This window comes from Rhizobium sp. 57MFTsu3.2, from assembly GCF_012932765.1.
In the GTDB taxonomy this organism is placed as follows: Bacteria; Pseudomonadota; Alphaproteobacteria; order Rhizobiales; family Rhizobiaceae; genus Rhizobium; species Rhizobium altiplani.
Window position 1 is genome coordinate 231446 of sequence record NZ_JDWI01000005.1, and the last position, 25578, is coordinate 257023.

At 62.6% G+C, this 25578-nt stretch carries 22 protein-coding genes; 9 read left to right on the top strand and 13 right to left on the bottom strand.

Annotated features, from left to right (window positions below):
• The first annotated feature begins 1 nt into the window (after nt 1).
• Entirely contained in the window at nt 2-394 is a 393-nt protein-coding gene (locus AF71_RS08375; protein WP_018859531.1) for a nuclear transport factor 2 family protein, read from the top strand.
• A 90-nt stretch (nt 395-484) separates the two neighbouring features.
• Nucleotides 485-1534, top strand: a complete 1050-nt coding sequence (speB, locus tag AF71_RS08380) for an agmatinase (RefSeq protein ID WP_018859530.1) — start codon at nt 485-487, stop codon at nt 1532-1534.
• Nucleotides 1535-1650: 116 nt separating this feature from the next.
• Here speB and AF71_RS08385 read toward each other — a convergent pair whose 3' ends face one another.
• From AF71_RS08385 to AF71_RS08400, 4 genes are all read right to left on the bottom strand, one after another.
• A complete protein-coding gene (locus AF71_RS08385; protein WP_169680924.1) occupies nt 1651-2958 on the bottom strand; it encodes an NtaA/DmoA family FMN-dependent monooxygenase in 1308 nt (435 codons plus the stop codon).
• A complete protein-coding gene (locus tag AF71_RS08390) occupies nt 2955-4208 on the bottom strand; it encodes an acyl-CoA dehydrogenase family protein (RefSeq protein ID WP_169680926.1) in 1254 nt (417 codons plus the stop codon). Before AF71_RS08390 ends, AF71_RS08385 begins: the two co-directional genes overlap by 4 nt.
• Nucleotides 4209-4300: 92 nt before the next feature.
• A complete protein-coding gene (locus AF71_RS08395; protein ID WP_169680928.1) occupies nt 4301-5386 on the bottom strand; it encodes a rhodanese-like domain-containing protein in 1086 nt (361 codons plus the stop codon).
• A gap of 18 nt (nt 5387-5404) precedes the next feature.
• Nucleotides 5405-7003, bottom strand: coding sequence for an ABC transporter substrate-binding protein (locus AF71_RS08400; RefSeq protein WP_169680930.1), 1599 nt, complete (start codon nt 7001-7003; stop codon nt 5405-5407).
• A 350-nt stretch (nt 7004-7353) separates the two neighbouring features.
• On the opposite strand from AF71_RS08400, the gene AF71_RS08405 reads away from it, so the two are divergent.
• The 6 genes from AF71_RS08405 to AF71_RS08430 are packed head-to-tail and all read left to right on the top strand — an operon-like array spanning nt 7354 to nt 13681.
• Entirely contained in the window at nt 7354-8532 is a 1179-nt protein-coding gene (locus AF71_RS08405; protein WP_169680932.1) for an acyl-CoA dehydrogenase family protein, read from the top strand.
• 11 nt (nt 8533-8543) lie between these two features.
• Nucleotides 8544-9902: an LLM class flavin-dependent oxidoreductase gene (locus AF71_RS08410; protein WP_169680934.1), complete on the top strand. Its 1359-nt coding sequence runs from the start codon at nt 8544-8546 to the stop codon at nt 9900-9902.
• Nucleotides 9903-9913: 11 nt separating this feature from the next.
• Nucleotides 9914-10255: a DUF3088 domain-containing protein gene (locus AF71_RS08415; RefSeq protein ID WP_169680936.1), complete on the top strand. Its 342-nt coding sequence runs from the start codon at nt 9914-9916 to the stop codon at nt 10253-10255.
• Between the two features lie 13 nt (nt 10256-10268).
• Nucleotides 10269-11489 carry an acyl-CoA dehydrogenase family protein gene (locus tag AF71_RS08420; protein WP_169680938.1) on the top strand — a complete coding sequence of 407 codons (1221 nt, stop codon included), beginning with the start codon at nt 10269-10271 and terminating at the stop codon, nt 11487-11489.
• On the top strand, nt 11486-12811 hold the full coding sequence (locus AF71_RS08425) for an LLM class flavin-dependent oxidoreductase (RefSeq protein WP_169680940.1): 1326 nt from the start codon (nt 11486-11488) through the stop codon (nt 12809-12811). Before AF71_RS08420 ends, AF71_RS08425 begins: the two co-directional genes overlap by 4 nt.
• A gap of 21 nt (nt 12812-12832) precedes the next feature.
• Complete coding sequence (locus AF71_RS08430) at nt 12833-13681, top strand: NADPH-dependent oxidoreductase (RefSeq protein ID WP_169680942.1); 849 nt, start codon at nt 12833-12835, stop codon at nt 13679-13681.
• Nucleotides 13682-13703: 22 nt separating this feature from the next.
• Here AF71_RS08430 and AF71_RS08435 read toward each other — a convergent pair whose 3' ends face one another.
• On the bottom strand, nt 13704-14714 hold the full coding sequence (locus tag AF71_RS08435; protein ID WP_169680944.1) for a LysR substrate-binding domain-containing protein: 1011 nt from the start codon (nt 14712-14714) through the stop codon (nt 13704-13706).
• Between the two features lie 297 nt (nt 14715-15011).
• Between AF71_RS08435 and AF71_RS08440 the strand changes: the two genes are divergently transcribed.
• Nucleotides 15012-16628: an ABC transporter substrate-binding protein gene (locus AF71_RS08440; protein ID WP_169680946.1), complete on the top strand. Its 1617-nt coding sequence runs from the start codon at nt 15012-15014 to the stop codon at nt 16626-16628.
• Nucleotides 16629-16696: 68 nt separating this feature from the next.
• On the opposite strand, the gene AF71_RS08445 is transcribed toward AF71_RS08440, so the two are convergent.
• The 8 genes from AF71_RS08445 to AF71_RS08480 all read right to left on the bottom strand — a co-directional run bounded on the left by AF71_RS08445 (nt 16697) and on the right by AF71_RS08480 (nt 25479).
• On the bottom strand, nt 16697-18112 hold the full coding sequence (locus AF71_RS08445) for an FAD/NAD(P)-binding protein (RefSeq protein ID WP_169680948.1): 1416 nt from the start codon (nt 18110-18112) through the stop codon (nt 16697-16699).
• Nucleotides 18113-18178: 66 nt separating this feature from the next.
• Nucleotides 18179-19141 carry an amidohydrolase family protein gene (locus AF71_RS08450; RefSeq protein ID WP_169680950.1) on the bottom strand — a complete coding sequence of 321 codons (963 nt, stop codon included), beginning with the start codon at nt 19139-19141 and terminating at the stop codon, nt 18179-18181.
• Nucleotides 19142-19174: 33 nt separating this feature from the next.
• Nucleotides 19175-20422 carry an acyl-CoA dehydrogenase family protein gene (locus AF71_RS08455; protein WP_169680952.1) on the bottom strand — a complete coding sequence of 416 codons (1248 nt, stop codon included), beginning with the start codon at nt 20420-20422 and terminating at the stop codon, nt 19175-19177.
• Nucleotides 20423-20491: 69 nt separating this feature from the next.
• The gene (locus tag AF71_RS08460) at nt 20492-21550 is read right to left on the bottom strand and encodes an aldo/keto reductase (RefSeq protein WP_169680954.1); all 1059 of its coding nucleotides are present in this window, start codon (nt 21548-21550) and stop codon (nt 20492-20494) included.
• 30 nt (nt 21551-21580) lie between these two features.
• A complete protein-coding gene (locus AF71_RS08465; RefSeq protein ID WP_018859508.1) occupies nt 21581-22516 on the bottom strand; it encodes an oligopeptide/dipeptide ABC transporter ATP-binding protein in 936 nt (311 codons plus the stop codon).
• On the bottom strand, nt 22497-23489 hold the full coding sequence (locus AF71_RS08470; protein ID WP_169680956.1) for an ABC transporter ATP-binding protein: 993 nt from the start codon (nt 23487-23489) through the stop codon (nt 22497-22499). Before AF71_RS08470 ends, AF71_RS08465 begins: the two co-directional genes overlap by 20 nt.
• Nucleotides 23489-24493 carry an ABC transporter permease gene (locus tag AF71_RS08475; protein WP_062370626.1) on the bottom strand — a complete coding sequence of 335 codons (1005 nt, stop codon included), beginning with the start codon at nt 24491-24493 and terminating at the stop codon, nt 23489-23491. The genes AF71_RS08470 and AF71_RS08475 overlap by 1 nt, the downstream gene beginning before the upstream one ends.
• A complete protein-coding gene (locus tag AF71_RS08480) occupies nt 24490-25479 on the bottom strand; it encodes an ABC transporter permease (protein ID WP_169680958.1) in 990 nt (329 codons plus the stop codon). The genes AF71_RS08475 and AF71_RS08480 overlap by 4 nt, the downstream gene beginning before the upstream one ends.
• Nucleotides 25480-25578 lie beyond the last annotated feature (99 nt).

Here is a 25578-nt window from a genome sequence, read left to right on the forward strand (position 1 = left end):
GATGGAACACCAGCAACAAGCTGTGCTTGCCGCAGCGGATCGCCTCGTCGAAGCCTTTGGCAGGCATGATCGTGATAGCTACTTCGCGGCCTTTGCGCCCGCCGCCACCTTCATATTTCACAATCTCGACCGCCGCCTTCATACGCGTGCGGAATATGAGGCCGAATGGGCATTGTGGGAAACGCGCGACGGATTTCGTGTGCGGGCCTGCCGTTCCAGTGACCAGGATGTTCAGATTGCCGGCTCCGTCGCCATATTCACTCATTCCGTCGAGACGGATCTTGCTTTCAACGGTGAGCCGTCGACAAGCACCGAGCGCGAGACGATCGTCTTCGAGAAGCAGGCGAGCGGAGAATGGCTGGCGATCCACGAGCACCTTTCGCCGCAGCCCTGAGGCGACAATCGGAACCGCCCACAACGCTTTTTGCCCAGGTCTGCGCCCTTGGTCATATTGCCTGGAAATTTCATAGGAAAGACAAAAACGATGGTTGAGTTGAAGAAGCACCTTGAGGATCTACGCAAGAAGTTCGCCGATAGCGCCGAGTTCTTCGATCCGCGCTTCCGCCGTGTGGCCGAGAAGATCTTTAGGGGCGGCACACGCGCTGCACCTTATTCGGGCATTTCGACCTTCGCAGGCTTGCCCTACAGGGAGGTCAATTTCGCGGCCCCTGACTTCGGCGACCTGCAGGTCGCGGCAGTCGGCATTCCGATGGATCTCGGCGTCAGCAATCGGCCGGGTTCGCGATTTGGACCGAGGGCTGTGCGCGGCATCGAACGCATCGGTCCCTACAATCACGTGCTCGATTGCGCACCGGCCTATGATCTACGCGCTGCCGATATCGGTGATATCCCGTTCGGGAGCCGCTATCGGTTGGAGCAATGCCACGAGAATATTGAGGCAGCGATCCGCAAGATCGTCGAAGCCGGCGTCATTCCGCTCTCCGTCGGCGGCGACCATTCAATCACACACCCGATCCTCAAGGCAGTCGGCGCCAGAGAGCCCGTCGGCCTCATCCATATCGATGCCCACTGCGACACGGGGGGCCCGTTCGACCAGACGAAATTCCATCACGGCGGCCCGATGCGCAACGCCGTTCTGGACGGCGTCCTGGATCCGACCCGCACGATCCAGATCGGCATTAGGGGACCTTCCGAATATCTCTGGGAGTTTTCCTACGAGTCCGGAATGACGGTCATCCACGCCGAAGAAGTCGGTGGCATGGGTATCCCCGCCATCATCCAGAAGGCCCGAAAGATCGTCGGAGATGGCCCGACCTATCTGTCCTTCGATATCGACAGTCTCGATCCCGCGTTCGCGCCGGGCACCGGGACGCCAGAAATTGGTGGCCTGACGAGCCGTGAGGCGCTGGAACTGCTGCGCGGCCTCAAAGGTCTCAATTTCGTCGGTGGCGATGTCGTGGAGGTGGCTCCGCAGTATGACAATACCACCAACACCGCACAGGCTGGTGCGCAGGTATTGTTCGAGATCCTGAGCCTATTGGTTTTCAGCCCGGCTGTCGCGAGCGTACGGTGAACGCCGTCGCCTCGGGCTGCTGCTTGACTTCCTTACTCACGGGTGACGGCGTCCATGGCGCCTTCACCCGCAATGCCACTGTTATGTCGTTTTGCCTTGCGGCCATCTCTTTCGTTTCACTGCGGATTGGGCAGACCGTAGCGGTCGCGTATCGTCTGCCCCTCGTATTGGCGGGGATACACGTTTCGATCCTGAAGGATCGGGATGATCTTGTCCACGAACTCAATGATATCGTCCGGCGCCCGAGGCGGTTGCAGAGTGTAGCCATCGACCGTGCCGTCTTCCCAAAAGTCTATCATTTCGTTTGCTACCTCCTCCGGAGTGCCGAGCAAAAGCCGATGATGCCCCTCTGAACGACGTATGGCCTGCCGCGCAGTCAATTTCTCGTGGCGCAGCAGGTCGGATAGACCAAGCCCCATTCCCACCGCTTGCTGCCTGTTCGGGTCGGGGACGAAGCGTTCGTAGTCCAACACGGCATCCGGATCGAAACGGTCACGGTCCAAGCCATGCTCGCACACGAAGCGTTCAAGCAGGCCATCTTCCGATCCGGTGCCGCTGTAAAGCTCATGCTTGCGAAGAGCCTCTTCCCGATTCGGCCCCAGGATGACAACAAGGCCCGGAACGATACGAATCCCGGATGGATCCCTGCCGAGCACAGCAGCTCTGCCGCGCACCTTGTCGCCGAAGGCTTTCCCTGCGGGTTTGGAAAGGATGTTGCAGTAGATGATCTCGCCGTGGCGCGCCGCAAGCTCGATGCCGCCGTCCGATGCGCCGGCCTGGGCAATCACGGGATGTCCCTGCGGTCCGCGCGGCACATTGAGCGGCCCGCGCACCTGAAAGAATTCGTCCTCGTGATTGATCGCGATTGCGCTGGCGCTATCCCAGAAGCGATCGGAGGCAACCTCACTCTCGCGGCGCGGGTCCCAGCTCGACCACAGCTTCTTCGCCACATCGAGAAATTCGGTCGCACGCGCATAGCGCTCGTTGCGTGGCGGAAGCGCCGCGCTGCCGAAATTGGCGGCGACGTTGGGATTGAACGACGAGACGATATTGACGATCAGGCGCCCGCCCGAAACGATATCGAGCGACTGGACGCGCCGCGCGAAGTTATAGGGCGAATTGTAGGTAGAGGAGACCGTGACGACAAAGCCGATATCAGGTACTTGAGCGGCTAGAGCCGTACACAGGATCAACGGATCGATCGTGTGGAAGGGGCGCCCGAGCGGTTCCGTCATCAACGCGGGATGGTCGGAAAAGAACACGGCGTCGAACAGCCCCTTGCGGGCGATTTCCGCCAAGCGCCGGTAATAGGCGGGATCGTTGATATCATGCCGACCACCGCTACGATATTTCCACGCGTTCGCGAGATAGCCGGTGGAATTCAGCCCCACGTTTAGGTTCATGCGACGTTCTTCAATGCTCATGCGTCAGTCCGTTCTGCCTCTTCTTCTCTTGCAACGCCCACGCCCGCCTGCGGGCCCGGGATCGTACCGTTGACGGCGAAATCACCGACAATGCGATCGTGGTAGATACGTGGATTGTGGGACGCGATCGTGCGGGCGTTGCGCCAGTGGCGGTCGAGACCGTGGCCGCGCTTGGCGGCGGATGCTCCCAACGCGTCGAACAGCACCGTGCTGGCGTCAAGGATCAGCGAGGTGACGACGGTCACGGACTGGCTGACCTCGAGTTCGGCATTGCGACCGGCCAGCGCGATCTGCTCCTGATCGCCGCCCTGGTTGGCCTCATAGGCCCGCTGCAGGGCCCTTGCCGCCTGCAGTACGATCGCACCGGCACTGTAGGCGGCGCCCCTCACCTTCCCCACGACCTGCTGGACCTGGGGGTCCTGTGCCGATCGGGACGCATTGCCACGGCTATAGACCCTTTTTCTCGCCGCGACATGCCGCGCCAGATCGTTTGCCGCAGCGCGACCGATGCCGGCGAGCGAGGCGAGATGGACCAGTTGGAAGAACCCGCCGGAATAGCTGAATCGCACCGCGCTTGGCTTGATCAGATCGTCGGCGACCTCGACGTCGCGGAAACGGGCAGTGCCGCTCGCTGTCAGCGACTGGCCGAAGCCATCCCAGTCGTCGATGATCTCGACGCCCGGCGCCGATGTTGGCACCAGAGCGCCGATCGGCTGCCCGTCCCCGTTGATCGCACCGAGCGTGATCCAGTCCGCGTAAAGCGAGCCGGTGGTGTAGAATTTCTCGCCGTCGAGCCGCCAGTTGGCGCCATTGCGGACCAGTCGCGTCGAATAGCTGCCGAGCGGCGTGTCGCCGACTTCGGAGAACCCGCTTCCGATCGTCTCGCCCTGCCCAACCCTCTTCAGCCAAGCATCGCGCCAGGCGCTTTCGGGTGCATTCAGCAGATCCTCGGTAAAGCCGAAGTGGCTCCGATAGGCATTGGTGAGGTTCGGATCGGCTGCAGCGAGCTCGATGATGAGGCCGAAGAGTTCCGGCAAGGTCGCGCCTAGGCCACCGTTCGCGACTGGTAGCCGCAATCGCGAAAAGCCGGAGGTTTTGAGCCACTCATAGGCATCGAATGGCAATTCGTGCGCGAGGTCACGATCGACCGCACGCTCGCCAATCCGGGCGAAAACCGACCTGAAGGTTTCTGCGAGCCGCTCGAAGCGTTCGCTGGGCGGCGCGCCCCAGGCCCCATTGATATCAGTCATGACGTTGTTTCCTATTCAAAGCCGCACTACCGCCGGCTGACGACGGCGGTATCCGAGGCTCGGTTCCCGTTCCGGCCAAGGCGAGCCTCGCCTCAAGCGGCTGCCCGCTTCCCCGCCTCGAAATCGTGAAGCAGGATCGCGATTTCGAAGCCGCGGCGGGCCAGCCAGTGGGCGACGATGCGGGCACGCGATCCCAGCAGATCGTCGATCAACACGACGCGGGCGCCGCGAACGGCGATTGTCCTATAGGCCACGCCGAGAAGCTGTCCGCCCTCGGACGAGATCGATCCGGGAAGGCTCGCGCGCGCGAATTCCTCCGGCGTGCGAACATCGAGCAGGTAGGTCGTGCGCGCCGGATCGGCGTTCCATCGCTCGGCAGTCTGTCGATCGATGAACGTCAGGCCATCCTTTGCAGACAGGCTATCACCGCGCTCAAGCGCAAATTGGCGCGCCTCTTCGCTTGGCTCACCGTAAGAGGCGGTGCGCCCGGTCTCCAGTTCGAAACCGGCATCCGTCCAGCCACGCGTGCCGTCGTCGAGATAGGAGACGGCGTTCGCAACGCCGGCATCGATCAGCGTCTGGGCTCCGAGAATGGCGCGTGGCAGGCCGGCGCAGGAAACGACGACCTTTGTTTTCGCCGAGGGGACGAGGTCCTGGAAGCGCAGCAACAGTTCGGCCCCGGGAACGCCGACGGCGCCCGGCACATGAGCCTTCTCGTATTCGGCGAGTGTGCGTGTATCGAGGACGATGACGTCCTGACCCTGATCGCGCAGCGCTTTCAGTTCCACAGCGGACGTCACCGGCGTCTTCTTCTCCTTACGCACCCTGGTGACAAAGGGAACGCCGGGAATATCGAATGTCGGAAGCTCTTCGCCGCCTTCCACCCAGGCGGGAATGCCCCCTTCCAAGAAGTGGATATCCGTCCAGCCCGCTTGCCGCAAACGGCTGACCGCCGCTTCGGCATTGCCGTCGCCGCCATCGGCCAGAACCGTGCGAACACTACGGCGCGGCACGAAGCGGTCGAGTTCGACGTCCAGGCGCCCGGCCGGCAGGTTCGTCGCAAACAGCGGCGACGCATAGCCGACGTCTTCGGCCGGGCGGATATCAAGCACCGCCAATTCCAGCTCATCGCCCAGCCAATCGATCAATGTGGCCTTGTCTATCAAATATTTAGACATGTTTCCTGCTCCTGGACATCAAGCGTTCGGATCCAGCCACAGATCGCCGAAGCTCCAGTTGAGGCCCTGCGATCCGGTGACGTAGTTCTTGACCCGCTTGTTGGCGACGATCTGGGCGCCGGCGGCGACGAGGTCGACAGAGGCGACTTCGTCGTGGATGAGGTGCTGGAACTTGCTCCAGACCTCCCAGCGCTTCTTCTCGTCGGGCTCGATCGCGGCCGCCTCGAGCAACGCATCCGCCTCTGCATTCGCGTAGTGGCTGGCATTCGAGAACGGCAGCCCGATCTTGAAGTTCTTGCTCCAGTAGGCGCGCTGGATGCCAAGCGACGGATCGAAAGTGTTGGAAAGCGACTCCACGACGAGGTCGAAGGCGCGGTCGGTGTAGACTGTCTTCAGGAAGGTCGGCAGGTCGTATTTCTTGATCTCGATTCCGACACCGATCTTTTCCAGCTGGCTTTTCAGGACATCGGCATAACCTTGCGGCAGGTACGAGTTGTAGGTCAGCCGGAGATCGAAGCGCTTGCCATCCGCCTTGCGGGGATAGCCCGCCTCATCCAGCAGCTTTTCGGCTGCGGCCGTATCGTAGGGATGGGCCACGACGCTCTTGTCGTACCACTGCGGCAAGGCCGTGCTCACTGGGCTGGGCGACACCTGCGCATAACCATAGAGCGCGACGTCGACGATTTCCTGCAGGTTGATGGCCTGTGCGATGGCAAGCCGGACCTCGCGCTTGGCAAACAGCGGATTGTCGAAGTTGAAGAACAGCTGCTGCTGCGGGCCGGAATAGGCGTAGGTGGTCGTGTCGACGATGAGATTGGGGACCTGCTTCAGCCGGTCGAGATCGGCAAGCGGCACCGGATTGTCGCCGATGTCGGCTTCACCTGTCTCCAGGGCCGCGGACCGGGCGGCCGGATCGGTGACGATGCGCAGGATGATGCGGTCGAGATAGGGCTTGCCCGCATCCCAATAGTCGGGATTGCGTTCGAAGATCAGATGGCTGCCGGCCACCCATTCCGTCAGCTTGAAGGGGCCTGTGCCGATTGCGGTCTGCAGCGTCTGCCCGTCACCCGGCGCCAGTTTCTCGAAGATATGCTTCGGCACGATCGGGGATTCCGAGCTCGACTGTGCAGCAAGCAAGAACGGGGCAGGCTTCGACAACACGATAATCGCGGTGAGCGGATCCGGCGTCTCGACCGCCACCACGTTCTGATAGGTGATGCGACCGCGCGGATGCGCTTCCTTCAGTCGGAAGATCGAGAAGGCGACGTCATCGGAGGTGAAGTCCTTGCCGTCGTGCCACTTCACGCCCTTGCGAAGCTTGAATGTGTAGCGAAGATTGTCATCGGAGACCGCCCATTCCGTTGCCAGGAGCGGCTGCGGCCTGACATCGAGGTCGAAGGTGAGCAGGCCCTCAACGATCTTCGGGCCGATCGCCTGGCCGGTGCCCGACGACGTGTTGATCGCAAAGAGAGCATTGCCCGGATCCACCCGGTAGAGCCAGTTCAAGGTGCCGCCCGTCGCCGGTGCAGCGCCTTGTCCAAAGGAGATCGACGGGAGCAGGGTGCTGGCGCTTGCAAGCAACATCAGCTGGTTGAAACTGCGACGGTTGATGGACACGCGAAGAGCTCCTCTCGGGTTTGGATTGTGGTCCGCTGAGGGAAGCTTCAGTTCTGTGCCTCGAAAGCCGAAGTGAAAGTTTCTTCTCGTCCGGGAAAGAATAATTGCGTCTGAACGATTGTTCGAAGTCGGCGCACCACAGAGGAACAGCTACTCAATTTCCGCGATTTGACGGGATGATGTTTTCGTCGATGAGCACCCCGACGAAACGCAGGAATTGAGCGCGCCGGCGAAAGAATTTCTTTCCGTGAAATCAAACAGATATTTCTGGACTTGAACCGCCGGCCAGCCAACCGTTGACGGGAAATAGAGGGGTGAACGCCCCTTTCACCGTCATTCCCGGAGGCAAAATGCCGTTCGAAACAAATGCTGACGACACGCTGCTGGCAAAAGCGGCCGAGCTGCGCCAGGCGTTCCACCGTGATGCCGTCGAGAGAGACAAACAGGGCGGCAGCCCCGTCGAGCAGATCAGGCTTCTGAAGGCTAGCGGCCTGCCCTCCGCGCAGATCGCCAGGGAATATTGCGGCCAGGGCGCCTCATGGCTGACGATCCTGCGTATTGTCCGGGAGTTTGCCAAGACCGACGGTTCGCTCGCGCACCTGTTCGGCTACCATCATCTGCCGCTCAACCTCATCCTGTTTCGCGGCTCGGCGGCGCAGAAAGAGAAATGGCTGACCGGCTCGGCGGCCGGCGGCTGGATCTGGAGCAATTCCGGGAACGCCTTGTCGAAGACGTCGAGCGGCGAACGCACGGCAGCGGGCTGGATCATCAACGGCAGTCGCCCATTCTCCTCGGGCACGCATATCGCCGATTACATCCAGATCTCCTGGGAAAATGCCGACGGCGCCCGGCTGACCGCCGCCGTTCCCGCCGACCGGGAAGGCATTGTCATCGTGAATGACTGGGACGGCATCGGCCAGAGGCAGACCGGCAGCGGCACGGTCCGCTTCGTGAATCTTGAGGTTCACGACGACGAACTGATCAGCTCGCCCGACGTGCCGCTGACGCCCTACTCCTCCCTCACATCGCTCCTCCAGCAGAGCGTGCTCCTCAATGTCTTCGTCGGCAGCGCACAGGGTATACTGGAGGAAGGCCGCGGCTATACGGCAACGAGTTCGCGGCCATGGGTCTATTCCGGCGTCGAGCGGCACACCGACGACCCCTGGGTCAAGCGCCAATATGGCGACCTCTACATTCGAACGCTGGCGGCAACGGAGCTGGCCGACAAGGCGGCGCGCAGCCTCGATGCGGCCTACGCCGAAGGGCCTTCGCTGACCGCCGCGGGCCGTGGCACAGCCGCGATCGATGTCGCGACGGCCAACGTCTATGCCGGTGAAGTCGGACTTGCCGTCTCCAGCGAGATCTTCGAGGTGATGGGCGCCCGCTCCGCGACCAATGCCAAGGGCTTCGACCGCTTCTGGCGCAACGTCAGAACGCACACGCTCCACAATCCCGCCGAGTACAAGAAGCGCACCGTCGGCACATGGCTGCTGACTGGTGAATTTCCAGTGCCGGCCATCTATCGCTGAAAGGGACCGCAATGGCGAGACGCAAGGACAAGATCAAACTCGGCGCATTTCTGCTCTTCACCGGGCATCACGTGGCCGCATGGCGTCATCCGAAAGCCTCCGTCGGCACCGAATTCGAGAACTATGTGGAACTGGCTAAGCTCGCCGAAGCGGCGAAGTTCGACACGATTTTCTTCGCAGACGGTGTCGCCGCGCGCATCAAGGATGTCGAGGCTGCGAGCCGCAAGGCTCACAGCGGTGTCTATCCCTTTGAGCCGATCACCCTGCTCTCCGCGCTGTCCTCCGTTACCCACAATATCGGGCTGATCGCCACCGCCTCCACCAGCTACTCCGATCCCTACAATCTCGCGCGGCAATTCGGCTCGCTCGACCGGCTGAGCGGCGGCCGGGCCGGCTGGAACCTCGTGACTTCCTCCGACCCTGACGCCGCATTCAATTTCGGCCACGAGGCTCAGATCCTCCATTCCGACCGCTATGAACGAGCCGAGGAATTTGCTGATGTGGTGCTCGGCCTCTGGGACAGCTGGGAAGACGATGCTTTCTTGCGCGATCGCGAAAGCGGCCGCTATTTCGACCCGGCCAAGCTGCATCGCCTCGATCACAATGGAAAGCATTTCAAGGTCCGCGGGCCGCTCAACATTCCGCGCTCACCACAGGGCCGGCCGGTTGTCGTGCAGGCGGGCGCCTCCGAACCAGGCAAGGAGCTTGCCGCCCGCACGGCAGAAGCCATCTTTGCCGCCCAGATCACGCTCGAGGAAGCGACCGGCTTCTACGCCGATGTCAAGGGACGGCTTGCCAAATACGGTCGCTCGCATGACGACCTGAAGATCCTGCCCGGCATTTTCCCGGTCGTCGGCCGCACACAATCGGAGGCCCAGGAAAAGTTCGAATCCCTTCAGGAACTCATTCAGCCGGAGGTCGGGTTGAACCTGATTTCCCAGCTATCCGGCGTCGACCTCAGGGATTATCCGCTCGATGGACCGGTGCCCGAAAATCCGCCTGCGACGAATGCCGGCAAGAGCCGTCAGGCGCTGGTTCTGGACCTCGCCCGGCGTGAGAAGCTGACGATCCGGCAGCTCTACCTCCGCATCGCCGGCGCGCGCGGTCACTGGCAAGTGGTGGGAACGCCAACCGACATTGCCGATACGCTGGAAGAGCGCTTCGAAAACTATGGCGCCGACGGCTTCAACATCATGGCGCCGATCATGCCGGGTGGCCTTGCGGATTTCATCGAGCTTGTGGTGCCGGAACTGCGCCGCCGCGGTCTTTTCCGCCATGAATATGAGGGCACGACGTTGCGCGAAAACCTCGGCCTCAAGCGCCCCGAAAACAGCCATGCCGTCAATCGCGGCGCAGTCGCGGCCGAGTAAGGAAAACAGACATGAGCCGCGATACGCTTTTTCTCATCGCTCCCGGCTTCTCGGATCCGAAGCACCCCAGCCAGACCTTCGTCTGCCCCCATTGCAACGCGATCGAGGGCTTGCTTTCGAGCTTCCCCGAACTTGCCGCCCGCATCGAGGTGCGGAGAGTTCACTTCCCTCGCCCGCGCACGCAGGTCATCGAGGCGGTTGGCGAGGAAAACCAGTCCTTGCCGGTGCTGGTCCTCGCATCCAACCCGCCACCCGATGCTGCGGACTGGAAAGGCAAGCGCTTCGTCTCCAAGACCAGCCGCATTCTCGAACTGCTTTCAGAGCGGCATGGCTTTCCGCGACTTCACGACTGACGGAGATAAGACGATGACCGTAAAGCCCTCAGGCTTCGAACCAGCCCTGCTACCTCCCCTCCTCTTCGAGCCGGACCAGACCGATCCCTATCTCGCCAAGGCGGTCGAACTCAGGAACATCTTCGCTGTCGATGCCGTCGAGCGGGATCAACAGGGCGGGAGGCCGACGGAGCAGGTCCGGCTTCTCAAGGAGAGCGGCCTCGTCAATCTCCTCATTCCCACGGAATTCGGTGGCGAGGGACAACCCTATTCGACAGCTCTGCGCATCGTGCGCGAATTCGCCAAGGTCGACGGCTCGCTTGGCCACCTGTTCGGCTATCACTTCAGCCCGATCCAGAATGCCCTGGCGGGGGTCAGCGACGAACGATCGGCCGCGATCCTGCGGCAATCGGCCGAGGGTCGGTGGTTCTGGGGCAATACAACGAACAGCTTCTCAAAAAGCCTCTTCGGCAAAAGGATAGAAGGTGGCGTCCTCTTGAACGGCTTTCGGCCATTCGCCTCCGGCTCGCATGTCGCCGACTATTTGATGGTCGCATGGGAAGACGAGGAAACGAACGCGCGCAGCTTCGCCTATATTCCCGCCAATCGCGACGGCATAACGATCGCCGACGATTGGGATGGGATTGGCCAACGGCAGACCGGCAGCGGTCGCGTCCTCTACAAGGATGTGGCGGTGAAGGATGAAGAGATCCTGCCGGAACGCCCCAAGGATCCGGCTGCCCTTCTCATTCCGCAGCAACAGCAGAGCGTTCTCCTCAACGTCTTCATCGGTAGCGCGCAAGGCGCCCTGATCGCAGCGCGGGATTATACGATCACGAAGTCTCGGCCGTGGATCTACTCCGGTGTCGAACGCCATTCGGACGACCCGTGGATCAAGCGACAGTACGGTGAACTCTGGACCAAGGTGCAGGCCGCAACCGCGCTGGCCGACAGGGCTGCAGTCGCCATCGATACGGCCTATGCCAAGGGCCCGGCGCTCACGGCAGAGGAGCGCGGCGCGACCGCAATCGCCGTGGCCTCCGCCAATGTCCTGGCCGGCAAGGTCGCGCTCGAGGTCACCAGCGAAATATTCGAGGTGATGGGCGCCCGTTCGGCCGTGCGCCCCTACGGCTTCGATCGCTTCTGGCGCAACGTCCGCATCCATACGCTCCACAATCCGGCCGAGTACAAGACCCGCAATGTCGGCTCCTGGTTCCTGACTGGGGACTATCCCGAGCCGGGGATATTCCAATGAGCCGACGGCAGCTTCATCTCAACATCAATATCCTGCACTCGGGGTTCTCCCCGGCGGCCTGGCGCATGGAAGGCAGCGACCCGCGCGCCTCCTTCGACATCAACCACTACATCAAGGTCGCTGGCATCGCGGAACGAGGCACCTTCGATGCCGTCTTCCTGGCCGACCAGGCGGCCATATCGGACCGCATCGACTTCCGCCCACTGACTTCGCTGGAACCGACGATCGTGCTTGCGATTGTTGCGGCCAGCACGGAACGGATCGGGCTGATCGGCACGGCCTCCACCACTTACAACGAGCCCTACAATATCGCCCGGCGCTTCGCGACGCTCGACCATGCCAGCGGCGGGCGCGCCGGCTGGAACATCGTCACCAGCGCGGATCTGGCGCAAAGCCGGAATTTCGGCCTCGAAAAGCCCGTGGCCCATGCGAGCCGCTATGAGCGGGCCGGCGAATTTGCCGCCGTGGTCAAGGCGCTATGGGACAGCTGGGAGGAAGAGGCCTTTGTCGGCGATGTCGCGACGGGACGTTTCGTCGATCCCGGCCGCGTGCACCCGATCGCTCACAGCGGCAAGCATTTCTCCGTGCATGGGCCGCACAATATCCCGCGCCCGCCACAGGGGCACCCGGTTCTCGTGCAGGCAGGCGGATCAGACGACGGGCGCGCGCTCGCCGCCGAACATGCCGAAGCCGTGTTCTCCGCCTCACAATCCTTCGAAGAGTCTCTGGATTACGCCAGGGATTTGCGTCGTCGCGCCGCTCGTTACGGTCGCTCGGAAAACAGCATCCTTGTGCTTGCGGGCCTCGCCACCATCATCGGCAGCACCGAAGCGGAAGCAAGGCGCAGACAGGAAGAGCTGCGCGACCTCATTCCGCTGGAGTACAGCCTTGCCCGGCTGGCCGGCATCCTGCAGGTCGATCAGAAGAAGCTCGAACTCGACAAGCCATTGCCTGAGGACATACCGCTGCCGGCTGACGGCGGGCACACGTTCTTCCACGCCACGTTGGCGCTGGCGCGGCGGCAGGGATTGACCGTTCGAGGCCTGATACGCGCGCTCAACGGCGGCACCGGGCATCGCACGATTGTCGGAACGCCTGCCGCGATCGCTGACGATATCGAGACGTGGTTCACCGCCGGTGCGGCTGATGGTTTCAACCTCATGCCCGACGTGCTGCCGCATGGGCTTGAGGTCTTCGTCGATGAAGTGGTTCCGATCCTGCGTCGCCGCGGCTTGTTCAGGCACGAATACACCGGGCGCACATTGCGCGATCACCTTGGCCTCACGCGGCCACACAACCCCTACGCCACCGCGGCGGAATAGCGGCCCGGAAAGGACACTCCCATGACACCATCCCTTGCGGCAAAGCCAACCGGCACCGACCGGCTGGCGACGCTATCGGCCGAACGCTATCGCCAGGCGCAGCACCTCGGCAGCGACTGGAACGAAACGATCGATACGCTGCTCTCCCACCGTAGCGTGCGCAGCTATCTGCCGGATCCGGTTCCACACACCGCAGTCGAACTTGCCGTTGCCGCCGCACAATCGGCTGCCAGCTCCTCCAACCTGCAGGCATGGAGTGTCGTCGCCGTCGAGGACCCCGAGCGGCAAAGCCGCCTGAACGCCGTTGCCGGCAATCAGCGCCAGATCGCCCAGGCGCCCCTCCTGCTCGTCTGGCTCGCGGACCTTGCCCGGCCTCGGGCGATCGCAGCGGACGGTGGCTCGGCGGGCGACGGCCTCGACTATATCGAGAGCTTTCTGCTTGGCGTGATCGATGCGGCACTTGCGGCGCAGAACGCGGTCGTTGCCTTTGAATCGCTGGGGCTTGGGACGTGCTACATCGGTGCGATCCGCAACGATCCGGAAACGGTGGCCCGGGAACTCGCCTTGCCGGACGGCGTCTTCCCGGTCTTTGGCCTGACGGTCGGCTTTCCGGACCCGGCGCAGCCCGCCGGCGTAAAGCCACGCCTGCCGCAATCGACGGTCCTGCATCGTGAGCAATATGCGGATGACGCCCGGGCGCGGGATCTTGCCGGCTACAACAAGGCATTGCGAAGCTTTCAGGCGGAGCAGGCGATGCCGGCGATCGACTGGACGGATCAGGTCCGCAATCGTATTGGCACGGTCGAGGCGCTGAAGGGCCGGCACGTGCTAGCCGCGGCCGCGCGCAGGCTGGGCTTCCCACTCAAGTAGAGGCAAGGCGTCTGGGACGACGTTACTCGGCCGCCATCATGTCTGCCGCCGGTCGGATACGGCGCGCGATGATCTCGTCCATCGTCTGCAGAGCGCGCGCTTCCGCGAGCAGCCACTCGCGAAACAGATCAACGCGCATCAATCGCGCCGCATGCGCCGTGGTGGCGAAGAAATAGGACGAACTGACGGGCTGCGGCACGCCAAAGGGGCAGACCAGCCGCCCGGAGCGGATCTCTGCTTCCGCCAGCCGGATCTTGCCGAGCCCCAGCCCCTGCCCCGCCAGCGCTGCATCAAGGACGAGGGAGGACTGGTTGAGACGAAAACCACCCTGCGACGGCAGGTAGGAAAGCCCGGCGGCGCGCAACCATCCACCCCAATCCGGGCAGGATTGGTCATGCTCGGCGCCCTCCTCATGCAGCAGCGGCACGTCTTCGATCGCCTCCGGCTTGCCCCACAGCCCATACGTATCCGCAAATTCCGGGCTGCAGACCGGCAGCACGGCTTCGGAAAAGAGATGGTCAACGATGAGCCCCGGATATGGACCGCTGCCGTAGCGGATCACGCAATCGGCGTCGCCGGCATCAAGGTTCGTCAACTGGGTCGACGCATCGACCAGGACCTGAAGGCGCGGGGCGGCCCGCCGTAGCGCATCAAGGCGCGGGATGAGCCACTTGCTGGCAAAGGACGGGGCGACCGAAACGCGGATCGGCTGTTCATGATCGCTCTGCACGAACTGAGCCATGGCGGTCAGAACCGCATCGAAGGCCCCGGTCAGTCCAGGCACCAATGCCAGCCCGGCCGGCGTCAGATTCAACTGGCCACGCACCCGGTTGAAGAGCGGCTGGCCGAGATAGTCTTCCAGCAGGCGGATCTGTTGACCGACCGCAGCCGACGTCACATGCAACTCTTCGGCAGCACGAACGAAATTGAGATGTCGCGCCGTCGCGACGAAGGCCCGCAGCGATGTCAGCGGCGGCAGTCGCGCAAGCGTGGGCTGGATTGCTTTTCTGCGGGAGTCGGCAAAGGTGCTCATTGCGTGATTGCACCACAAACCGCCCCATGAAGACGAGAACCGGCTTTCCTTCCAACCCTGCCGGCGGAACATTTTCTTGCGCTGCAGACCTCGATCAGAGATGCAAAAACTCATTTTCGGAAATTGTATATCTTTTTAGTAGATTAAAGGGATCGACTACCTGCCGACGCACTGGCGCGAAGTTTTCCTTTCCCGGACGCGGAGAAAAACATTCTTCCGGTTTTGCGCCACGCTGCCCGATGATTGCCGCGACGATGCTTCGACAGAGGCATTTTAATCGCAATTCAGGGGGTATTCATGGACATCAGCAGACGTCAGCTCAACAAGCTTCTTGCCGCGACAGGCCTTACAGCGTTCCTACCGATTAACGCCTTCGCCGAGACTACGGCACCGACAAGGGGCGGCACCTTGAACTTCATTGTCGAGCCGGAGCCGCCGACGATCCTGACGCTGGCCCACACCGCAGGCGGTACCCAGAAAGTCAGCCCGAAGATCACCGAAGGTCTTTTGACCTACGACTTCGATCTGACACCGAAGCCACAGCTCGCCACGGAATGGTCGATCAGCGACGATGGACTGAACTACACCTTCAAGCTCCGCCCGAACGTGAAGTGGCATGACGGCAAGCCCTTCTCATCGGACGATGTTGCTTATTCCATCGAGCTTCTGAAGCAGGTCCACCCGCGTGGCCGCGGCACCTTCGCCAATGTCACGAAGGTCGAAACGCCCGATCCGCTGACCGCCGTGATCCGGCTTTCCAAACCGGCGCCCTATCTGCTGAGTGCTCTCTACGGGGCCGAGTCGCCGATCGTGCCCAAGCACGTCTATGACCGCGTCAAGATCGCTGACGTCCCAACCAATCCGAACGGCAGTGCCCCGATCGGTACGGGGCCATTCGTCTTCAAGGATTGGGTACGCGGATCGCATATCATCCTCGAGCGTAATCCTGATTACTGGGACGCCGGCAAACCCTATCTCGACCAGGTCATTGTGCGCTTCGTGCCCGATGGGGCAGCCCGCGCAGCCGGTTTTGAGACCGGCGAATTCGATATCGGCGGCGACAATCCCATTCCGCTGAGCGATCTCGAACGTGTGAAGGCACTGCCGAACATTGCCGTCGATTCACGCGGCTACGAGACCAAGGGCGACCAGACGCAGCTGATCTTCAATCTCGACAACGAGTATCTGAAGAATGTCAGCGTTCGCCGCGCGATCGCCCACGCCATCGACCTCGACGTCATCCTGAACACTGTCTGGTACGGCTACGGCCATGTTTCGCCAACCCCGATCAGCACCTTCCTGCCGCGCTATCTCGACACCTCGATCAAGCCCTACGCCTTCGACCTGAAAGCCGCTGAACAGCTGCTCGACGAGGCCGGCTACAAGCGCGGAGCGGACGGCGTCCGCTTCAACCTGCGACTGACCCACAATTCCTACAACGAAGGCTTCAAGCGGGTCGCCGAATATCTGAAGCAGAACCTGACGCGCATCGGCATCAACGCCACGATCGATTCCTACGACTTCTCCACCTACATCAAGAAGGTCTACACCGACCGTGCCTTCGATGTGACGGCCGAATATCTCGGCAACCAGTTCGATCCAACGCTTGGCGTGCAGCGCATCTACTGGTCGAAGAATTTCAAGCTCGGCCTGCCGTTCTCGAACGCCAGTCACTACAACAACCCCGAGGTGGACAAGCTGCTCGAAGCCGCATCCGTCGAGATCGACGATGCGAAACGCAAGCAGCAATTCTTCGCCTTCCAGAAGATCGTTGCCGACGAAGTGCCGGTGGTGAACCTGATTTCACTGGAGAACGTCACCGTCTTCAACAAGCGGGTCAAGAACCACACGATCGGGGCCGAGGGTGTGCAGTCCAACTTCGCTGATGTCTACATCAAGGACGGCGAAGGCTGAGGTGCGGCGGCAGGACCTGCACAGGAAAGGGGCGCATCGTCGATGCGCCCCTTTTGCTTTTGGTGAGATCACGCGACGCGGACGGGCGTGAATTTCGTGAGGATACGATCGGCGAGTGCAATCGCCTGGGCGCGCTGCTCGGTGATCGAACTCGACTCCCATGCAACGCCCCGCAGCGGATGGCCGATGGCGCTGAGATTACGGTGGACGAGCCCCTCCTCGTTGATGAGATCACCCGCCGACGTCGCATCAATGCCATAGCCGGTGCTGTGAGGGCGAACCTCGCCGCTCGCGAGCAGGCTCTTCACGAAGGGGTCGGATACCCGGCGCCAATCATGCAACTGATGGCCACGACAATCGATCACGCCGTCGAACGGCACCGTCCCAACGCCTGTCGCTGTCTTCAGGCTGGCGGTGATCTCGCTGCCCTCAATGGCAAATCCAAGGATACGGGCGCGGCCATGCTCCAGCCGACCTTCCGAAATCACCCGCTCGATAATCGCGTGGCTTTCCGGCGCCGAGCGATGCGCGGTAACGTCCCAGAAGGCCCTGAGATGCCGGGTGAACCGCAGACGCTCACGATCGCTGGCCCGTTGCCACAGCGAGAGAATATGGGGGCGGATCGCCAAGGGCAACCCTTGCCAGTCTGCACCCTCAGCCGAAATCGACCGTCGTTCCGCCTTGACGCGCGACAACAGTTCGCGCGCGGTTGATGGCAACGGGCCATCGGCCAGAAAGTCGCGCGCTGCGTCGACAGTCCTGCGACCCTCCACGAACTGGCCACGGCGCGATATCACGCGGTAGCGGCCGCGATAACCCAGCGCCTCCATGGTGGCCACGGCATCGACCATCGACAGGCTCGAACCTATCAGGAGAATTTCCTCGCAGCCTTTCAGACGGTCGAGCGCCAGTGCGTCCCACGGATTGGCTGCAAAACGCGGGTGACCGGCGAGTTGAGCCTCGGCGGCCGACAGGCGCGGTTGGAAAACGCCAAGGGCCAGCACGGCCTCATCCGCCTCCACAGAGGTACCGTCAGCCGTGGTAATGCGGATCCGGCTCGGCGTTGCCACCAGCCCGGATGCCGACGACCGGATATGCCTCAGCGTCGAACCGAGCCGCGCGTTCGCGACCGCACGCGCGAGCTCGTCACGGACATAGGTTCCATAGAGGTAACGCGGCGGGCTGCTTGTGCCCGCCTCGGCGGGAGGCGTCCAGCCGTAGGCCGGGCCATTCTCGACGAGCCAGCGCGATAGATGGCCGGGATCCTCGGGATAGAGGGAGAAGATTTCAGCCGGACCGTTCACCAGATGGGCCGGATCGGGCGTGCTGTAGGCAACACCCCGACCAAGCTCCTCGCGTCGCTCGATAATGGTGATCGCCAGCGGAACTTCGGTCTGGTCGAGCAGCTTGAGCGCCGTCAGCGCCCCGGCGAAGCCCCCGCCGACAATGGCGACGGAGTGATGCGGAATACGATCGATGCGCAATAGACCTCCTCTCCCACCGGCGTCGGTGGGGCGTGATATGTCGGGATATGAGAACGGGCGGACGCCTTATGCGATCAGCTTGTCGCGACTGCGATGGCGCCCATTCAGCAGTTCGAGGGCGTTTCGGCTGGCAATCAGCTCGGCTTCATGCTCGCTCAGTCCGGCCGCCGCAAAGGCTGCGGCCAGTCCGTCCTGCGTCGGATCGTGCCCAAGAATCGGCCAGTCGCTGCCGGTCAGAACATGGTCGGCGCCGACGAGACTGGTCACGAAGCGGATGAAGCGTGCCTCCGACGGCATGATGTCGATATAGAGGTGACGCCGCTTGCCCGCTGGCGCATCCGCGAAAATGGACGGCAATTCGCCGAAGGGGCCGGTCAGGGCGAGTGCCGAAATGCCGAGCGCGGTAATGACGACCCGAAGTTCCGGCAATTCGTCGAAGACGCCCGACGTCACCAGCGAGATCGCGGCGGCGGCGTTGATCGTGCCACGACTTAAGCGGGTCCCGAGCCTGCCGAGGCCGGACAGCTGCGTTGAAAGCGGCTCGGGGTTGATGGGATGCAGGAAGACGGGAACGCCGAGCTCCGCAGCAACCCTCAGGATCGGCCGGGCTTCCGGCGCATCGATCAACCTGTCACCTCTCGCGCTGTCGAGAAACAGGCCGGACAGATTGAGGTCGACGATGGCGCGCCGTGCCTCGACCGCCGCCGCTTCTCCGCCGAAGGTGTCCACGGTCGCCAGCGCGAAAAGCCGATCGGGATGGCGCGCAACCGTCGCTGCTAGGTCGTCGTTCAGCTTGCGGCTGACCGCGCCGAGATCGGCATCAGGCGCCGCGACGATCGACAGCGCGACCCCGATCACGCGGCGCGAGATACCGGCCGCATCGCTATCTGCGATCAGCGCATCGATATTGGAGATCTTCGTGCCGATCCGTGCCCACAGCGGATCGAGCGGGCGACCGGGCGCGCGGTAGACCTCCCAGCCTTCGGGCAGGAAATGCGTATGGAAATCGACGATATCGAGCTTGCTCATGGTGGCTCCGTGGCGATCGCTGCGCGGCAGGGACTAGAAGACCTTACCTTCTTCCAGGTGTGTCGTGGTTCCGTTGATGTAGAAATCACCGACCACCCTCGCCTTGTGCAGCAAGGGATTGTGATTGAGCACGGTGCGGATGTTGCGCCAGTGCCGATCGAGATTGAGATGGCGCGACGTCGCGGAGCCGCCGCCGAGTTCGAAGACGTTGGTTGCGGCCGCCAGTGCAATCTGCGAAGCCACGATCTGTGTGCGTGCAGTCGTCAGCGCGCTCTCGATCAACGCGGTCTCCAGCGGCTGCGGATCGGCTGCGGCGAACGCGGCGGCCGTCTTGTCGAGCGCACGCGCGCTTTCGCGGATCAACGTGTCGACGGCAAAGGAGCCGGCGGCGACCTCACCGAGAATCTTCTGGACGAAGGGATCCGCACTGGCGGTTTCAGCCGCGCTATGGGCTGCCGAGCGCGCCTGGCGGCGCACATATTCCGTCCCTTCGGCGAGCGCGCCACGCACAGCGCCCGCCATAGACGCCGCAAGGTGCAGCTGCCGCAAGGTCGAGGTGTGGCGTCCAACGAGCGTGTTGAGGCCGCGCGTGGAGATTTCATGCGGCAGTACCTCGACGTCTTCGAGCAGAACACCACCGCTCGCGGTCAGCCGCTGGCCCATGCCATCCCAGTCGTCGAGAATGGTGATGCCGGGACGATCGACCGGAAGCAAAACGCTCACGAACTCACCGTCATCGTTCTTCGCACTGAATGATGCGAAGTCCGAGAACGCCGTGCCCGTCGCATACCATTTGCGGCCGTTGAGACGGTAACTATCCTCCGATCTCGTCAAACGTGTCGTCACCTCGCCCGGCCGCTTGGTGCCCTGCTCGGTATGAGCTCCGCCGAAAAGCTTGCCCGAGAGAACCCGACTGAGCTGTGTGCGGTCGATAGCAGTGCTGGGGCTGAGGATCAGGCTTTCGGTGAAATTGAAATGGCTGCGCAGCGCGTGAGCGACATTCGAATCCGCGGCGCCGATCGCCATGATCGTTTCGATGTAGTCGGCAACGGATCCACCCGGACCGCCGAGCGCCACAGGAATGCGCAGCGCCCCCAGACCGGCCTCCTTGAACAGGCGGAAGGCCTCGAATGGAAGCTCCCTTTCCAGATCGCGTCTTGCCGCGTCCTTCGCGATTGCGGCCGCCAGATCAGGAACTTTTGCCAATAGCGTCGAGAGATCGTTCACCGCCTCCGCAGGTTTCGGGGTGGCGGACAGTGCTGAAGGAGCGGTATTCGGCATGCGGGAACCTTCTCGGCCGGAAAAAGAAAAGAAGGGACCCGCCATATCGGCGGATCCCTGAAGTCATGATCAGGCGACGGCGCGTGTCAGCGGCACGACATTGTCGGCACCGCCTGCGACGCTACGCGGCACGCGACCTTCGACCGGATGGCTCGGATCGTTGAAGCCGGGCGTCGAGGGATGGCCCGTCGTGACAAGTCGGTCGACCAACGCCTCGTCCTCAGCGTCGAGCTTGACGTCGAGCGCGCGGATGTAGCTGTCCCAGTGCTCTTCCGTGCGCGGACCGGCGATGGCCGCCGAGATCAGCTTGTTGTTCAGCACCCAGGCGAGCGCGAACTCGGTCGGAGAGACGCCCTTGCGGGTAGCGTGGGCAGCGATCTCGGAGGCAATGGCGATCGATTCAGGACGCCATTCGGTCTCGAGGATACGCTTGTCGCCGCGACCGGCGCGGGTATCGGCGGCCGGTTCCTTGCCCGGCTCGTACTTGCCCGTCAGGACACCGCGGGCCAGCGGCGAATAGGAGACGACGCCGAGACCATAGTGATGGGCCGCCGGCAGCTGCTCGGCTTCGGCGGTGCGGTTGACGATGTTGTAGAGCGGCTGGCTTGCGACCGGACGATCGATGCCAAGTTCATCGGCCAACTGCGCGACTTCGGCGATGCGCCAGCCGCGGAAGTTGGAGACGCCGAAGTAGCGGAGCTTGCCGGCGCGGATCAGGTCGGCGATCGCGCGCACCGGCTCTTCCAGCGGCGCATCGAAGACAGCGCGGTGGAAATAGAGGATGTCGATATAGTCGGTGTCGAGACGGCGCAGCGAATTCTCGACGGTCTCGATGACCCACTTGCGGGAATGACCGCCGAGGTTCGGGCCCTTCTTATGCGAATTGACAAACTTCGTCGCCAGAACCCAGTGATCGCGATGCGCCTTGATGCCCTTGCCGACGACCTCTTCCGACTTGCCGTCGTGATAGACGTCGGCGGTGTCGATGAAGTTGATGCCCTGCTCGCGCGCCTTGTCGATGATGCGGAACGCGACGTCATCGGGCGTCGGGCCCCCGAACATCATTGTTCCCAGGCTGAGCGGTGACACCTTGAGCGCGCTGCGCCCGAGATAGCGATAATCGACCATTGTATTCTCCTTCTTACTGAGCGTGATGGCTTACTGAGCGTGATGGCAGGCGGCGGCGTGGCCGCTGCCGAACTGGCGGAATGCCGGATCTGCGGACCGGCAAATATCGGTGGCGAGCGGACAGCGCGTATGGAAGCGGCAGCCGGCCGGTGGATTGTGCGGGCTCGGCAGATCGCCTGATATGGGCGCGGCCTGCTTGCGCCGCGACGGATCGGGCACGGCGGCGAGCAGCGCTTGCGTATAGGGATGCTTGGCGCCCTTCCACAGCTCGCTCGTCGGAGCGCTCTCGACGATGCGGCCGAGATACATGACGAGCACGCGATCGGCGAAATAGCGAACCACCGAGAGATCGTGAGAGATGAAGAGATAGGAAAGCGATAGCTCCGTCTTCATCTCGACCAGCAAATTGAGGATCTGCGCCTGGATCGAGAGGTCAAGCGCCGAAACAGGTTCGTCGCAGATGACGAGTTCCGGCTGCAGGATGAGCGCACGGGCAATGCCGATACGCTGGCGCTGGCCGCCGGAGAACTCATGTGGATAGCGATCGAGCGAATCCGCCGGCAGGCCGACATGGGCCACCATCTGCGCGGCGATCGCCTCGCGCTGCTTGCGCTCGCCGATACCGTGAACCGCGAGAGGAGCCGTTAGGATGGTGCGTATCGTCTGCCGCGGGTTAAGCGAGGCAAACGGATCCTGGAAGATCATCTGGATGCTGCGCCGGACCGACTGCAGTTCGCGCCCCGCCATTGCGGTGACGTCCCTGCCCTTGAAAGTGACGCTCCCCGACGATGGATCGACGAGCCGCACCAGCGACTTGCCGAGTGTGGATTTGCCACAGCCGGACTCGCCGACCAGCGCCACCGTCTCGCCTTCGGCGATATCAAGCGACACGCCATCGACCGCGCGCACGGTGCCGGCGGCTCCGGGATAATGGGTCGAAAGCCGATCAACCGACAGAAGCGACATTGGCGTTCTCCGCAATGGCTGGAACATAGGGGCACGCCACCTGCCGGCCGGCCGGCAGTGCGATAAGTTGCGGTACGACGGAGGCGCAGGAGGGCCGCGCGACCGGACAACGCGGACGGAACGAACAGCCCTTCTCGCCGACAGCCGAAACGATCGAGCCCGGGATCTCCGAGAGCGGTCCGTCGCGGTAGTGATAGTCCGCCTTCAGCCGCGGCGAAGCCGACAGCAGGCCATTCGTGTAGGGATGGTACGGCCTCTCGAACACCTCGCCCGGAAGTCCCTCCTCGATCTTGCGCCCGGCATACATGACGACGACGCGATCGGCCCATTGCGCGACGATGCCGAGATCGTGGGTAATCAAAATGACGGCCATGTTCAGCTGCACCCTAATATTATCGAGCAGCTGCAGCACCTGCGCCTGGATCGTCACATCAAGCGCCGTCGTCGCTTCATCGGCGATCAGCAGTTTCGGATTGCAGGCAACAGCGATGGCGATCATGACGCGCTGGCGCATGCCGCCGGAAAGCTGGTGCGGATACTCGTCGATACGGCGGCGGGCTTCTGGAATGCTGACGAGATCCAACAGCGCAATGGCGCGCTCTCGGGCCTGACGCCGGTTGAGATCCTCATGAATGCGCAGCACTTCGATGATCTGATCGCCGATCGTCAGCACCGGATTGAGCGATGTCATCGGCTCCTGAAAGATCATGGCGATGTCGCGGCCGCGGATGCGGCGCAGGTCCCGTTCCGGGAGGCCGACAAGATCACGCCCGTCGAAGCGGATCTGCCCTTTAGCCTTTGCGTGCCGCGGCAACAGGCCGATGAGGCCGAGCGCCGTTAACGACTTGCCGGAGCCGGATTCCCCTACGATGGCGAGCATCTCGCCCGGATTGACGGAAAAGCTGACACCTTTCACAGGTTCGGCGGCCCCAAAACGCACTGAGAAGTCTGAAACCTCGAGGAGTTTCGTCATCACCGATCCTCCGAAAAGCGCGGGTTGAGCGCGTCGTTCAGACCATCGCCGATCAGGTTGAGCGAAAGCACTGTGAAGACGATCGCAAGACCGGGAAGCGCCGTCAGGTACCAGGCGGTGCGGATGACATCGCGCCCTGCCCCAATCATCGAGCCCCAGGAGACGCGGTTGGGATCGCCAAGCCCCATGAAGGAGAGCGCCGATTCCATCAGGATCGCGCTTGCCACCATTACCGAAGAGGTGACGATCAGTGGCGGCAGCGCATTGGGAAGGATCTCGCGGAAGATGATGCGGGAATGGCCGAAGCCGAGGCTGCGGGCAGCCTGCACATAGTCCTTCTCGCGAATGGCCCGGAATTCCGCGCGCGTCAGTCGCGCCACCGTCGGCCAAGAGACGATCGCGATGGCGATGGTCACGGTCGCTGTCGTCGGCTGGGCGATTGCCACGAGAACGACGAGCAGCACGAAGCTCGGAATGGTCTGGAAGATCTCGATGAACTTGACGAGGATATCGTCGATCAGACCACCGAAGTAGCCGGCGACGGCGCCGATGGCGATCCCCACAGTCAAGCCGAGCGCGGTGGCCGCCAGCCCGACGGTCAGCGATATCCGGGCGCCGTGAACGATGCCGGCAAGCACATTGCGGCCCATGGAGTCCGTGCCCAGCGGATAAGCAGGGTTCTGCCCGGGCCACAGGAAGGGGCGCGCAACCATCTCGAGCGGATCGCCGGGAAAGAGAAGCGGCGCCAACAACGCCGACAGGGCAACGAGCAGCAGAATGCCTGTACCGAAGAGTGCATTGTAGTTGCCGAGGAAGACTTTCAATTCCCGACGCATGCCGCGCCATGCCGTACCCGAAACAGAGGCACGGACGTCGGGGGCGTGGATATGTGTCCAGCGCGGCTGCTTGGGCGCTTCCGGTGCTGGTTGATCGCGCTCGACCTTTTTCTGTGGCGCGAAGTCTATCGCCTGGCCGGCCAGTGTTCCAAGTTTTTGAGTATTCATCGGCTTGCTCCAATTCGAGGATCGATCCACGCCTGCAGCAGGTCGACGGCTGCGTTTGCGACGATCACGAGGAAGGAAGACAGGAGGAGAATGCCGAGCAGCACGCTGAAATCGCGCGCCATGACGGCTTCGAAGGCAAGGCGCCCGAGGCCGGGCCAGCTATAGACGGTCTCGACCACGACCGCGCCGCCCAGCATCCCGCCAAAGTGCATGCCGGCCATGGTGGTGATAGGGATCAGAGCGTTGCGAAGGACGTGTCGCGTCGTCAACACGAAGGGCGAGACACCCTTGGCGCGCGCGGTTCGCACGAAATCCTGCGACTTGACTTCGAGCATCGAGGCGCGCGTCAGGCGGGCATAGATCGCAAGGTAAAAAAGCGCGAGCGAGGTTGCGGGCAGCACCATGTAGCGCGCCCTGTCGAGCAGCGCCGGGAACCCTGTCAGCCGCGAGCCAATCGTGCTGTCTCCGCCGCTCGGCAGCCATCCAAGCTTGACCGAGAAGAGCAGGATCAGCATCAGGCCGATCCAGAAGCCGGGAATCGAATAGAAGAGCAAAGAGACGACGGAAATTATACGATCGGGAAGGCGCCCGGAGAAGGCGGCCATCAGCGAACCGAGCAGCAGTCCGACGGCAATTGCAATCGCCAATGCCGCCAGCATCAGCACCAGCGTGCCCGGCAGCCGTTGGCCGATCAGATCGGCGACCGGCATGCCGTAGCGCGGCGAAAAGCCAAGGCTGAAATGCGCGAGGTTGTCCAGATAGTTGGCAAGCTGAACAAGGATCGGGTTATCAAGCCCGAAGCGCTCGCGCAGTGCCGCCATCGTCTCGACTGTGGCCGAGCCGGATTCCGCCGCCATCACATCGGCCGCATCGCCAGGCGCCAGCTTCAGCAGGAAGAAATTGAGGATGACGATCCCGAGCATCGTGGGCACGGCCTGAATGATCGTCCTGCTGATCGTTCGACCGATCCGCCTTAAAGCCGACATGTGCCCCACCTCGCGATCTGAAAAGAATTCACCTCGTCTCGCCGCTCAGTAGTTGACTAATTCTGTGGGTTTTGTCAAATCCATATTGGTAAATAATTC